Below are 12,744 nucleotides of genomic sequence, written 5' to 3'. Positions count from 1 at the left end.
TATTCATCAGGCAGTGAAAAAGGGAGAGCGATGGGAAAGATCTACGCTGACGTCACGTCCGCGCTGGAGGGCCTGACCTTCGACGGCATGACGGTCATGTCCGGCGGCTTCGGCCTGTGCGGCATCCCCGAGAACCTGATCGCCGCCCTGCGCGACAGCGGCGTCAAGGGCCTGACGGTCATCTCCAACAACGCCGGCGTCGACGGCTTCGGCCTGGGCCAGCTGCTGGGCACCCGCCAGATCGCCAAGATGATCAGTTCCTACGTCGGTGAGAACAAGGAGTTCGAGCGCCAGTATCTGGCCGGCGAGCTGGAGCTGGAGTTCAACCCGCAAGGGACCCTGGCCGAGCGCATCCGCGCTGGCGGCGCGGGCATCCCCGCCTTCTTCACCGCCACCGGCGTCGGCACCCTGGTCGCCGAGGGCAAGGAGGTTCGCAACTTCAACGGCCGCGACTATGTCATGGAAACGGGCCTCGTGGCCGACCTGTCCATCGTCAAGGCCTGGAAGGCCGACGAGCGCGGCAACCTGGTGTTCCGCAAGACCGCCCGCAACTTCAACCCGATGATGGCCACCGCCGGCAAGGTCACGGTCGTCGAGGTCGAAGAGATCGTCCCCGTCGGTTCGCTGGATCCCGACCACATCCACACGCCGGGCGTCTACGTCGACCGCCTGGTCCAGACCGTGTCCGAAAAGCGCATCGAACAGCGCACCGTCCGTCAACGTGCCGCCGGCGCCGCCGCCGGATCGGAGGTCTGATCATGCCCCGCACCCGCGAACAACTCGCCGAACGCGCCGCCCAGGAACTGCAGGACGGCTTCTATGTGAACCTGGGCATCGGCATCCCGACCCTGGTCGCCAACTACATCCCCGCCGGCATGACCGTGACCCTGCAATCCGAGAACGGCATGCTGGGCATGGGCCCCTTCCCCTATGAGGGCGATGAGGACCCCGACCTGATCAACGCCGGCAAGCAGACGATCACCGAGATCCCGGAGTCGTCCTACTTCTCCAGCGCCGACAGCTTCGCCATGATCCGTGGCGGCCATATCAACCTGTCGATCTTGGGTGCGATGGAAGTGGCCCAGGACGGCGACATCGCCAACTGGATGATCCCTGGTAAGCTGGTGAAGGGCATGGGCGGCGCCATGGACCTGGTCGCGGGCGTCAAGCGCGTGGTCGTGGTCATGGAACACGCCAACAAGCACGGCCAGTCCAAGGTCCTGAAGGCCTGCACCCTGCCCCTGACCGGAACCGGCGTCGTCAGCCGCATCATCACCGACCTCGCCACCTTCGACCTCAAGCCGGACGGCGCAGGCCTCGAGCTGATCGAACTGGCCGACGGCGTCACCCTCGACGAAGTCGCCGCCAAGACCGAGGCGGCCTACACCGTCGCACCGGGCATGCAGGCCGCCTGATAGACCTGCGTCGCCTCGGCTTACCGGGGCGGCGCGGGCTCCAGCCGGCGATAGGCCGCGCCGACAAAAGCCATCGTCAGCGGAGCCTGCAAGGCCGTCAGCACGACGGCGAAGACGATCCAGCCCGCCGTGCCAGACATCAGGCCCGCGCCCCACAGCAACACCAGCGCGATCTTCAGCGCCGCCGTAACGACAAGCCCGACCAGCAGGGACCAGAAGCCGCCGCGCGCGATGCTCATGCTCTGCAGCGACACCATCTGCCCGCGCCCGATTGTCGCCGGCGCGAACAGGGACAGGCGCACCGCGAAGGCGATGACGGCGAACAGGGCGAAGGCCGTGACGACCGCCAGCAGGGTCAACTTCCATGCCGGCCCCACCGCGCTCCACTGGCGCATCTCGATGGCCTGGGCGTTCAACTCGGCCATGCCGAACACGGCCAGCAAGACCAGGGCCACGACCGACAAGATCATGGCGAGAAAGATCGCGCACAGCAGACCGGCGCCCAGCAGCCGCACCTCTGGCCGTCCGCACTGCAACCCGACCGGCCCCAGGCCCAGGCGTCGCGCGGCGGCCAGATCGTCAGTGATGGCGATCCGCCCCAGCGCGCCCGCCAGCACCAGGGTCGAGGCCAGAGCGCACGCCGCCCAGATCAGGCCCGCTGGGCCCGCCGCCAGCGGCTTGAGGCTCCAGACCACGGCCGCCAGCACAATCGCGCCGCAAGCCCCGCGCCACAGGCGAGGCAGGGCGCGGGCCGCCGCCGACAGCGTCTCGCCCAACCGCAAAATCCGATGCTTGCTCAAGCCACGCCCCCGATGACCGGCGGCGGATATAGCAGGGGGCCATGACACCGCGCCACCCGCCCGCTAGAAGGCCGCGATGAGCGCTTCCCCCTCTCCTTCCCCCATCCACGTCATCGGCGGCGGCCTGGCCGGCTCCGAGGCCGCCTGGCAGATCGCCCAGGCCGGCGTGCCCGTCATCCTGCACGAGATGCGCGGCGTGCCCGGCGTCAAGACCGACGCCCACCACACCGATGGCCTGGCCGAGCTGGTCTGCTCCAACTCCTTCCGCTCGGACGACTGGCAGTTCAATGCGGTCGGCCTGCTGCACGCCGAGATGCGGGCGCTGGATTCGGTCATCATGGCCTGCGGCGACATCAACCAGGTGCCAGCCGGCGGCGCCCTGGCCGTGGACCGGGACGCCTTTTCCCAGGCGGTGACCGCCAGACTGACCGCCCACCCCCTGGTCACGATCGTGCGCGAAGAGATCGCCGGCCTGCCGCCGCAGGAGTGGGACAATGTTATCGTCGCCACCGGCCCCCTGACCTCCCCTGCATTGGCCGACGCCATCCTGAAGGCGACGGGCGAGGAGTCCTTGAGCTTCTTCGACGCCATCGCCCCCATCGTTCACGCCGATTCGATCGACTTCGACATCGCCTGGCGCCAGTCGCGTTACGACAAGGAAGGTCCGGGCGGCGACGCCGCCGCCTACGTCAACTGCCCGATGGACAAGGCCCAGTACGAGGCCTTTATCGACGCCCTGCTGAGCGGCCCGAAAGCTGAGTTCAAGGATTGGGAACACGTCCCCTATTTCGACGGCTGCTTGCCCATCGAGGTCATGGCCGAGCGGGGGCGCGAGACCCTGCGGCACGGCCCGATGAAGCCGGTCGGCCTGACCAATCCGCGCGACCCGCTGGTCAAGGCCTATGCCATCGTCCAGCTGCGCCAGGACAATGCGCTGGGAACCCTGTTCAACATGGTCGGCTTCCAGACCAAGCTGAAGCACGGGGCGCAGGCCGAGATCTTCCGCATGATACCGGGGCTTCAGAACGCCCAGTTCGCGCGCCTGGGCGGTCTGCACCGCAACACCTATTTGAATAGTCCCCAGCTGCTGGACAAGCAGTTGCGCCTGAAGGCCCTGCCGCGCCTGCGTTTCGCCGGTCAGGTGACGGGGGTCGAAGGCTATGTCGAGAGCGCAGCCATGGGCCTGCTGACCGGCCGTCTGGCCGCTGCGCAAGCGCTGGGCCGCGACCTGGCCCCGCCGCCGCCCGAGACCGCCATGGGCGCTTTGGTCGAGCACATCACCGGCGGACACCTGGCAGGGTCGAAGTTCCAGCCGATGAACATCAACTATGGCCTGTTGCCGCCGCTCGAGGCGCCCAAGGTCGACGAGGCCGGCGTCAAGATCCCGCTGAAGGAACGCGGCCGGGCGAAAAAGCGCCTGATGAGCCTCCGGGCGATGGAGAGCCTGAAAGCCTGGCGCGACGCGGGCTGATTTCCCGAGGCCGAGCCGCTCAGCGCAGCTTGGGCAGGCCCGGCCGGAACTCCAGCGTCATTGCGCCCAGCAGGATGACGCCGATGCCCATCAGCACCCAGGCCTGGGTCAGGTCGGCCATGTGGTCGCGCAGCAGGCCGGCGCCCAGCGGTGACAGGCTGGCGATGATGTAGCCGCCGCCCTGCACGAAGGCGAGCAGATCGCCCGAGCGCGCGGGGTCGTCGATCTGGTCCATCGCCAGGATCAGGCTGAGCGGGAAGATCGCGCCGATGCCGAGGCCCAGGAGGATCACGATCGGCACCGCCATGCCGAGGGGCGCGACTACGAGACCGGCCAGACCCGCCAAGGCCAGAATCAAGGCCGTCAGGATCGGTCCGCGCCGATCCGGGAAGCGCCCGATGGTCAGCGACACCAGCAGGCCGGCCGTCACCTCCGCCGCCGTCATGCCGCTGAGCAGATAGCCGGCCGTGGCCCTCGGCTCGCCCAGGTCGATGTAGAAGGGCGGCAGCCAGGCCAGCATCAATGTATAGGCCGAGGTCCCCAGGCCCATGATCAGGATCAGTCGCCACGCCCGCCCCTGACGCCAGAACGGCAGCTCGGGGTCCGTCGCCTCGATGACCGCGGCACTATCCGGCTCTTCGGATGCGGGGTCGCGCGACGCCGCCAGCCAGACCGATGCAGCGGCAAAGGCCGGCGCGCTCCATAAGGCCAGCGTCCCGGCCCAGCCGATCGTCGCGGCCAGACCGGCCGCCGTGGCCGCCGCGACAGCGGCGCCGCCCATGATGCCGGTGGTGTAGAGCGCCATGACCGTGCCGAACTGCGCCGGAAAGGCCCGTTTGATGACGACCGGCGCCAAGGCCTGGATCAAGGCGACGCCCACGCCGACGACTACGGCGCTGGCGATCAGGCCGGTCGCGCCCTTCAGCACCACCCGCACCAGGCAGGCCCCGCCGATCAGAAGCGCGCCCAACAAGATGCCGCGCCGCTCGCCCAACCGCCGGCGCAGCGGGCGGATCGACAGGGCGCCCAGACCGATCATCAACACGGGCAGAGTGGTCAGCAGGCTGGCGGCGGTCGAACCCATGCCTGTCGCGCCCTCGATCAGATCCAGCAGCGGCCCCACCGCCGCCATCGCTGGCCGCAGATTCAGCGCCAAGGCGACGATGGCCGCCAGCAACAGCAGCGAAGCGCCGAGCGCGGGCGTGGCGTCAGATCGTGCGCTCATGGTGGGGACTCCGACTGAAAATCGCGCTAGTCTCTCGACCTCAAGTATCTCGATGTCAAGATAACCATGCCCGATAGAGCTTCTCGCGCCGCCGCCCAATGGGCCGTGCAACGCCCCGACCTGGACATGCTGCCGATGGAAGTGCTGGGACGCCTGAACGAGGCGTCGCAACTGGTGATCCGCGAGCGCCAGACGCCGCTGTTCGCGCGCTATGGTTTGCAGCACGGCGAGTTCGACGTGCTGGCGACGCTGCGCCGATCGGGCGAACGCGAGGGCCTGACGCCGACCGCGCTGTTCGAGGCGGCCATGATGTCGTCCGGCGGCATGACCGCGCGGATCGACCGGCTGGAAAAGGCGGGCTGGGTCGAGCGGCGCCCGCATCCCAGCGACCGACGGGCGACCCTGGTCCGCTTGACGGACAAGGGTTTCGACCTGATCGAGACGATCATGCCCAGCCATCAGGAGACGGCCAAAGAGGCTTTGAGCGGCCTGTCGCGAGAGGATCAGAAAACGCTGAACGCCCTGCTGACCCGCTTGATCGCCGGCCTGAACGGCTAGGTCAGATCCGGCCGCGCAGCACGGCCCAGAGCAGGCGCAGCCGCTTCAGCGGCTCCGGCTGGTCCGGATCGGTAAGGGTCGCGTGAGCCACGGCCGCGAATCCTTCGGGCGGAAGGCGTTTCAGCGCCCCATTGGCGGCGGATTTCAGGGACGCCGCCTCCTGGCGCCGGCCGGTTTGCGTCAGCCCCCAGACGCGGGCCGCGTCGGCCACGGCGGCGTCATGCCCCTGCCCTGCCAGCACGCGCGTCGCGACCTGCATCGGGCCGACGTAGAAGGCGTCGAGATCGTGCGGCTGTTCGCGCACCCGGCCGATGTGGGCGTCGATCAAGGCGTCGAACGGCGCACGGTCCAGGCCGTGGCGCGCGACAAGATCGGTCAGCGCCTCCAGCACCGGATGGCCCTTGCGCGGCACGCCGGCGAAGACGCCGTCCATCTGTTCCGCCCACCAGGTGTAGCGCATCTCGGCCAGCAGCGGCTGGGTCACGCGCGTGGGGATGGTCATCAGCTCGGCTTCGAAGGCGTAGAGCTTAATCAGGTCGGCGCGGGCGCGGTCATCCGCGACTAGGCGGCTGGACAGCCAGCGGTCGAGGTCGGCGGTGCGGACCTGTTGGTCGAGCGTATCCGCAGCCTCGGTCAAGCGGCGCGCGACACCGCGAAATCGGCGAGGTCTTCCAGCGCGGCGCGCCAGTCGCTGGACGGCAGGATCGACAGGGCCGCCTTGGCCTGATCGGCATAGTCGCCGGCGAGGTCCAGGGTCGCGCCGATGGCACCCGAGCCGATGATCAGTTCGCGCGCGCGGGTGAAGTCTTCGGGCGTCCGCTCGCCCTTGGTCACGGTGCGCTCCCAGAAGGCTTCCTCGCGGCCGCGCGTGCGGGCGACCGCCAGAAGCAGCGGCAGTGTCGCCTTGCCCTCGTTGAAATCGTCGCCGGCGTTCTTGCCCAGAGCCTCGGCCGTCGCACCGTAGTCCAGCGCGTCGTCGGCCAGTTGGAAGGCGATGCCCAACGCCATACCGTAATCGCGCAGAGCCTTAATCGCAGAAGGATCGGCGCCGGCGCCCACCGCGCCCGCCTCGGCGGCGGCGGCAAACAGTTCGGCGGTCTTGGCCGAGATGATCTGCAGATAGGTGGCCTGGTCCAGATTCAGGTCGTGGGCACGCGTCAGCTGCAGCACCTCGCCCTCGGAGATCACCCGCGAGGCCTCCGCCAGAATGCCCAGGGCGCGCATCGAATCCGTCTCGACCATCAGTTCGAAGGCGCGGGCGAACAGGAAGTCGCCGACCAGGACGCTGGTCGGAGCCCCCCAGATCAGGTGGGCCGCGACCTTGCCCCGACGCAGTTCGGACGCATCGACGATGTCGTCGTGCAACAGGGTGGCGGTGTGGATGAACTCAACCGCAGCGGCCAGCTTGCGCGGCGCGACGATGTCGTCCGTCGCGCCCACGGCGCGCGCGGCAGCGACGGTCATCAGGGGGCGCAGACGCTTTCCGCCCGCCGACACCAGATGCTCGGCCAGTTTCGGGATGATCGGCACGTCCGACTGCATCCGATCCAGGATCAGGGCGTCCACGGCCGCCATATCGATCTCAGCCAGCCGGACAAGGGCGTTGACATCCCCCTTCGGGCGGTGAGCGGCGGCGATGGCGACGTCCAAACGAATACTCTTTCACTGGCGCGGCGGGCCGCGGGAATGGCTTATTGCGGCCGGGCCGGCTTGCCCCCGCGAGTTGCGGCGCACAATGATGTTCGACCCCTTGAGGGTCAAGGAGATTGAGGCTTGGAGCCGGTCGAAACCCTGCCGACGACGATCGTCGAGAACGGCCTGTTGAACGGCCGGGTGCGCTTGCGTCAACCCGCGCGCGGCTATCGCGCCGGGATGGATGCGGCTTTGCTGGCGGCGGCGGTCCCGGCCGAGGCAGGCCAGAGCGTGATCGAGGCGGGCTGCGGGGCGGGCGCGGTCCTGATGCAGATCGCGGCGCGACGACCGGGCGTGACCCTGACGGGCGTGGAGCGCGATCCGGCGATGGCGGCGCTGGCGACTGAGAATGCGGCGCTGAACAACGCAACCGGATCCGCCGTGATTCGTCTGGGCGACGTGGCGGCGGGGTTCCGGGCCCTGGGCGTAGCGCCGGCCGACTGGGCCATATCCAATCCGCCCTTCTTCGATGACGCCACGGCGTTGCGCGCGCCTGCCGAAGGCAAGCGGGGCGCCTGGATGGCCGACGACGGGCTGAAGGCGTGGACCGATTTCCTGTTGAAGGCGGTGAAGGAAGGCGGGCGCATCGTGGTCGTTCACCGCGCCGACCGACTGGCCGATCTGCTGGCTCTGTTGGGCGAAAAGGCGGGGTCGTTCGCTGTGCGGCCCATCCATCCCTTCGCGGACGAGCCGGCCAAGCGGGTGCTGGTGCACGCCATAAAGACCGGGCGCGCGCCGCTGCGTCTGCTGCCTCCGCTGATCCTGCACGACCGCGAGGGCGGCAAATACACCCCCCAGGCCGAGGCGATCCTGCGCGGCGAGGCGTCGCTGGGATGGTGATCGGGTGGTCAATCGCGACCGGAACGCCTAAATGCCGCCTCCTGACGAAATCGAGCCCGCCCCGTGTCACCCGACGACCTTCCGCATGATCTTCAAGACGGCCTGATCGCCGTTGGCGAGGCCGCGCGCGACCTGCGCGAGCCGTGGTGGATCTTCGGCGGGGCGGCCATGGCGCTCTATGGCCTGACCGACATCCATGTGCCCGACATCGACGTCCTGTGCGCGCCGCGTGATGCGCGCAGCCTGCTGGGCACGCTGGGCGGCGTGGTGATACCCGATCCGGGCGAAGGTCTGTTCCGCTCCGCCGTCTTCGGGCGCGCGCCGGATCAGCCGATCCTGGTCGAGGTCATGGCCGATCTGGAGACCCGCGACGGCGGCGACTGGACCCCGGTCGCCTTCGGCTCGCGCCGCCGTGTCTTCGTCGAGGACACGCCCCTGTTCGTCCCGGACATCCGGGACCACATCGCCCTGTATCGCCTGTTCGGCCGCCCCAAGGATCTGGCGCGCGTCGAACAGCTTGAACGACTGATCGCCTGAATGCCTTTCCCCTTCCAGATTTCCGCCACCGAGGGCCGCGCCCGCACCGGGGTGCTGAAGACCGCGCGCGGCGACATCCGCACCCCTGCCTTCATGCCGGTCGGCACTGCCGCCACGGTTAAGGCGATGACGGTGGATCAGGTCAAGGCGACCGGCGCCGACATCTTGCTGGGCAACACCTATCACCTGATGCTGCGCCCCGGCCCCGAGCGGATGGAGCGTCTGGGCGGCCTTCACAAGTTCATGGGCTGGGACAAGCCGATCCTGACCGACAGCGGCGGGTTCCAGGTCATGTCCCTGGCCGGCATCTCCAAGGTGAAGGAGGAGGCCGTGACCTTCTCCAGCCACATCGACGGCTCCAAACACGTTCTGACGCCCGAGCGGTCGATCGAAATCCAGGCCGACCGGATCGGCGCCGACATCTCGATGCAGTTGGACCAGTGCGTCGCCTATCCGGCCGAGAAGGATGCAGCCAGAAAGGCGATGGAGCTGTCGATCCGCTGGGGCGCGCGGTCCAAGGCCCGTTTCGGCGAGCGTGAGAACCAAGCCCTGTTCGGCATCCAGCAGGGATCCACCTTCGAGGACCTGCGCCGCCAGTCGTCGGAACAGCTTCAAGAGATCGGCTTCGACGGCTACGCCATCGGCGGTCTGGCGGTCGGCGAGGGCCATAAGGCGATGTGCGAGGTGCTGGACTACGCGCCCGAAATGCTGCCCGCCGACCGTCCGCGCTATCTGATGGGGGTGGGCAAGCCGGCGGATCTGGTCGAGGCGGTGTATCGCGGTGTGGACATGTTCGACTGCGTCCTGCCGACCCGCGCCGGCCGTCACGGTCAGGCCTGGACCTGGGACGGGCCGCTGAACCTGAAGAACGCCCGCTTCGCCGAGGACCAGGACCCGCTGGACCCGACAATCGACGGCCCATCATCGTCGTATTCGAAGGCTTATCTACACCACCTGATCCGCGCCGATGAAATCCTCGGCAAGGTGCTGCTGAGTTGGCACAACATCGCCTTCTATCAGGCGCTGACGGCGGCCATGCGCGCGGCGATTTCCGAGGGTCGTTTCGAGCAGTTCAGGCGCGACTTCCACGCCCGCCACACTGCGAACGGCTGACGCCTAAGGGTGCGGTCTGAACCAGCTGGGCGCCGCCGGCGGCGCGCAGTTCCGCTGCATGCCCATCCCCTTCAGGAAGGCGCGGCGCATCCGGCCGGACTGGATGGCCGATTGAACGTGCTTTGAGTGCTGTTCGGCGCCGCTCAGTCGACGAATCCAGTTTCGGCCAGGAATAAAGTCGGTCGTCGTGTCGCGTATGGCGTTCAACGCCGCCTTGGCCGCCGCGTCCGCCGCCCGCTCGCTGAGATAGGAGCCGTCCTGACGCGGCGGTTCGTCCGTGTCGGGTCCCAGCGCTTCGTCCAACCGTGCGACCTCTGCGCCGATGGTCGTGCACTGATTCAGATTGCGCAGATCGTAGGGATTGGCTTCGGCCTGAAGCAGCACCGTCGGAATCATCTGACGACGCAGGTTGAAGTCCTCCAGCGGCGCCGTCGCCGCCGCCGCGAAGCCCGCCCCGACCTGTTCGGCGCCGCCCATCGCCGACCGACCGGCATTGCAACCGGAAAGCGCAACAAGACTGACTGCGAGAAGAAGGCGTTTCATGGGTTGGCTTAGACCACGCGTGGGCTGGCGATTAAAGCTTGGCGGCGGAAGCGGTCGGTAACGAAGAATTCTCTGATTTCAGGTCACTTTGACCTGTCGTTGGAGTTCGGTCGTGCCTTACATCGCCAAGAGCCTGGAAGCCCTGGACGCCCCTGCCGGTCCGTTCCAACGTCTTACGGAACTGGCCTGCACGATTTTCGATGCGCCCGCCGCCGTCGTCACCCTGGTCAGCGGCGACAACGCCGTCCTCTGGTGCAGCGATCGTGAACTGGTTCGAAGCCTACCGCGCGAACGCACCCTCGGCGACCGTCTGCTGCGCCAGGGCAAAGGGGCCGTCCTGGTGGTCGAAGACGGTCTGGCGGACCCCGCAGCGCGCAATCATTTCCTGGTGGCGCCCCCCTATAATCTGCGTTTCTACGCCGGCGTAACGATCTGCGGCCCGGACGGTCAGCCGCTGGGCGCGTTCGGCGTCATGGATCGCAAAGCCCGCTTTCACCCCTCCGACGCCCAGATCGCGACGCTGCGCACGCTTGGCGCCATGGCCGAAGACATCATCGCGTCGCTGGAAGTCGGTCGCGTCAGCGATGAGCGCCACGGCACGCTGGAGCTGATCGAAAACATGGCCGGGGTCGGTCATTGGCGGTTGGAACTGGCCAGCGGCAAGGTCCACTGGTCCGACGAGGTGTTCCGCATCCACGGTCTGGATCGCAAGACCTTCGATCCGCAGGTCGATTCGGCGATCGACCGCTATCATCCCGACGACAGGCCCGGATTATTGGCGGCGATCGCACACTCGGCCAAAACCGGCGATGGCTACAAAATGCGTCTTCGGCTGATCCGCGCCGATGGCGAGGAGCGTGCGGTTCTGACCCAGGCGCGCGCCGAACGTGACGACGCTGGGATCGTGAAGGTCCTTTACGGCGTGTTTCAGGACATCACGGACCAGCAGGCCCAGATCGCCCGCGCTCAGCGTGACGAGGCGCGCTATCGGCTGCTGGCCGAAAACGTGGGCGATGTGATCACCCGCGTTCGTCCAGACGGCACCAGCAAATATATCTCGCCGGCGATCGAAAGCCTGCTTGGCTGGACCACCGAAGAGATGAACGGCCGGCCCATGGACTATGTCCATCCTGATGATCGGGAGATGGTGACCCGGGCCGTGCTGGGCACCATCCACACCAAGGAGCCCTGCCGCCTGGAGCACCGCGCCCTTCATCGCGACGGTTCGATCGTCTGGGTCGAATGCACCTTCCGCGCGCTGGCCGCCGAGGTGGGCAAGCCGTCGGAGGTGGTTGTGGTCATCCGCGACATGACGGATCGCAAGATTCTAGCCGACGAACTGGTCACCGCACGCGACCGGGCCGAGGCGGCGGCGGCGGCCAAGAGCGAGTTCCTGGCGAACATGAGCCATGAACTGCGTACGCCTCTGACCAGCGTCATCGGCTTTTCCAACCTGCTTAAGGCCAGCGAGGCCTTGCCCGAGGCCGAAAAGGGCTATGTCGCGCGCATCGCCACGGCAAGCGAGGCCCTGCTGTCGGTCATCAACGACGTGCTGGACTATTCCAAACTTGAAGCCGGCATGATCGAGCTGGAGCCCCAGCGTTTCGACCCGGCTGCCCTAGCGCACGAGACGGTCCAGATGATGGAGGCCCAGTGTCTGGCCAAAGGTCTGGCGCTGCACGTCGATCTGGCGCCGGACTTGCCGGATCGCCTGATGGGCGACCAGGCCCGTCTTCGGCAGATTCTGCTGAACCTGCTGGGCAATGCGGTGAAGTTCACCAGCCAGGGCTCGGTCAGTCTTTCGGTCGGCGGAGCCTTGGAGGCAGACGGCGCATGGCGGCTGACGGCGGAGGTGACCGATACCGGCATCGGCATGAGCCCTCAGACCCAGGCCCATCTGTTCGAACGTTTCTCGCAGGCGGATCGGTCGACGACCCGGCTTTACGGCGGCACCGGCCTGGGGCTGGCGATCTCGCGGCGGCTGGCACGGGCGATGGACGGCGATATCGTCGTCACGAGCCAGCCCGGCCTGGGATCGACGTTCACGGTGACCGTCCCGCTGCACGTCGCCGAGGGCGGATCGGAAGACGAAGGGCCGCGCCTCAGCGTCATGCCCGAGGGACGTGTGTTGATCGCCGACGACGCGCCGGCGAACCGCGAGCTGATCAGCGTCATCCTGGTCGGCATGGGACTGGAGGTCGCCACGGCCAGCGATGGGGCCGAGGCGGTGCATGCGGTGCAGTCCGAAGTCTACGACCTCGTCCTGATGGATATGCAGATGCCGGTCATGGACGGCCTGACAGCCACGCGCGAGATTCGCCGGATTGAGCAGGGCAGCGGACGCCGACTGCCGATCATCGCCCTGTCCGCCAATGTTCAGCCGGACCAGATCCAGCTGTGTCGCGACGCCAGCATGGACGATCACCTGGCCAAGCCGCTGCAACTGCCCGCCCTGGTCGCCACCCTATCGAAATATCTCGACAAATCGAACGCCCCGATCGCGGATGCGACTGCACCGGGCCGCTTCGCGACCCACTGAAGGCAAGGCCC

The 12,744-nt window shown here is 67.7% G+C and carries 13 protein-coding genes; 8 read left to right on the top strand and 5 right to left on the bottom strand.

Annotated features, from left to right (window positions below; genetic code table 11):
- The first annotated feature begins 30 nt into the window (after positions 1-30).
- Together HF680_RS07850 and HF680_RS07845 are read left to right on the top strand one after the other, a co-directional pair.
- The gene (locus HF680_RS07850) at positions 31-756 is read left to right on the top strand and encodes a CoA transferase subunit A (protein WP_017504088.1); all 726 of its coding nucleotides are present in this window, start codon (positions 31-33) and stop codon (positions 754-756) included.
- A 2-nt stretch (positions 757-758) separates the two neighbouring features.
- Positions 759-1,415, top strand: a complete 657-nt coding sequence (locus tag HF680_RS07845; protein WP_185224655.1) for a 3-oxoacid CoA-transferase subunit B — start codon at positions 759-761, stop codon at positions 1,413-1,415.
- A gap of 20 nt (positions 1,416-1,435) precedes the next feature.
- Here the strand turns inward: HF680_RS07845 and HF680_RS07840 are convergent, their stop codons facing one another.
- Positions 1,436-2,215, bottom strand: a complete 780-nt coding sequence (locus tag HF680_RS07840; protein WP_185224654.1) for a hypothetical protein — start codon at positions 2,213-2,215, stop codon at positions 1,436-1,438.
- A gap of 76 nt (positions 2,216-2,291) precedes the next feature.
- Between HF680_RS07840 and trmFO the strand changes: the two genes are divergently transcribed.
- Positions 2,292-3,686, top strand: a complete 1,395-nt coding sequence (gene trmFO / locus HF680_RS07835; RefSeq protein ID WP_185224653.1) for a methylenetetrahydrofolate--tRNA-(uracil(54)-C(5))-methyltransferase (FADH(2)-oxidizing) TrmFO — start codon at positions 2,292-2,294, stop codon at positions 3,684-3,686.
- Positions 3,687-3,705: 19 nt separating this feature from the next.
- Here trmFO and HF680_RS07830 read toward each other — a convergent pair whose 3' ends face one another.
- Complete coding sequence (locus HF680_RS07830; RefSeq protein WP_185224652.1) at positions 3,706-4,911, bottom strand: MFS transporter; 1,206 nt, start codon at positions 4,909-4,911, stop codon at positions 3,706-3,708.
- Between the two features lie 66 nt (positions 4,912-4,977).
- Between HF680_RS07830 and HF680_RS07825 the strand changes: the two genes are divergently transcribed.
- Entirely contained in the window at positions 4,978-5,469 is a 492-nt protein-coding gene (locus tag HF680_RS07825; protein WP_039245510.1) for a MarR family winged helix-turn-helix transcriptional regulator, read from the top strand.
- Between the two features lies 1 nt (position 5,470).
- Here the strand turns inward: HF680_RS07825 and HF680_RS07820 are convergent, their stop codons facing one another.
- Complete coding sequence (locus tag HF680_RS07820) at positions 5,471-6,106, bottom strand: squalene/phytoene synthase family protein (protein ID WP_185224651.1); 636 nt, start codon at positions 6,104-6,106, stop codon at positions 5,471-5,473.
- The gene (locus HF680_RS07815; RefSeq protein ID WP_235968906.1) at positions 6,103-7,044 is read right to left on the bottom strand and encodes a polyprenyl synthetase family protein; all 942 of its coding nucleotides are present in this window, start codon (positions 7,042-7,044) and stop codon (positions 6,103-6,105) included. The genes HF680_RS07820 and HF680_RS07815 overlap by 4 nt, the downstream gene beginning before the upstream one ends.
- Positions 7,045-7,242: 198 nt before the next feature.
- Here HF680_RS07815 and HF680_RS07810 point away from each other — a divergent pair, with 198 nt between their 5' ends.
- From HF680_RS07810 to tgt, 3 genes are all read left to right on the top strand, one after another.
- Positions 7,243-8,001, top strand: a complete 759-nt coding sequence (locus tag HF680_RS07810) for a tRNA1(Val) (adenine(37)-N6)-methyltransferase (protein WP_185224649.1) — start codon at positions 7,243-7,245, stop codon at positions 7,999-8,001.
- 63 nt (positions 8,002-8,064) lie between these two features.
- A complete protein-coding gene (locus tag HF680_RS07805) occupies positions 8,065-8,538 on the top strand; it encodes a hypothetical protein (RefSeq protein ID WP_185224648.1) in 474 nt (157 codons plus the stop codon).
- A complete protein-coding gene (gene tgt / locus HF680_RS07800) occupies positions 8,539-9,651 on the top strand; it encodes a tRNA guanosine(34) transglycosylase Tgt (RefSeq protein ID WP_045810185.1) in 1,113 nt (370 codons plus the stop codon).
- A 3-nt stretch (positions 9,652-9,654) separates the two neighbouring features.
- Here the strand turns inward: tgt and HF680_RS07795 are convergent, their stop codons facing one another.
- Entirely contained in the window at positions 9,655-10,194 is a 540-nt protein-coding gene (locus HF680_RS07795) for a hypothetical protein (RefSeq protein WP_091745976.1), read from the bottom strand.
- A 112-nt stretch (positions 10,195-10,306) separates the two neighbouring features.
- Here HF680_RS07795 and HF680_RS07790 point away from each other — a divergent pair, with 112 nt between their 5' ends.
- Positions 10,307-12,733 carry a PAS domain-containing protein gene (locus HF680_RS07790; RefSeq protein WP_185224647.1) on the top strand — a complete coding sequence of 809 codons (2,427 nt, stop codon included), beginning with the start codon at positions 10,307-10,309 and terminating at the stop codon, positions 12,731-12,733.
- Positions 12,734-12,744: the final 11 nt, after the last annotated feature.

The sequence above is a fragment of the Brevundimonas huaxiensis genome (assembly GCF_014218725.1).
In the GTDB taxonomy this organism is placed as follows: Bacteria; Pseudomonadota; Alphaproteobacteria; order Caulobacterales; family Caulobacteraceae; genus Brevundimonas; species Brevundimonas huaxiensis.
Note: the sequence above shows the minus strand (reverse complement) of the source record. Positions and strands in the feature narration are given on the sequence as shown.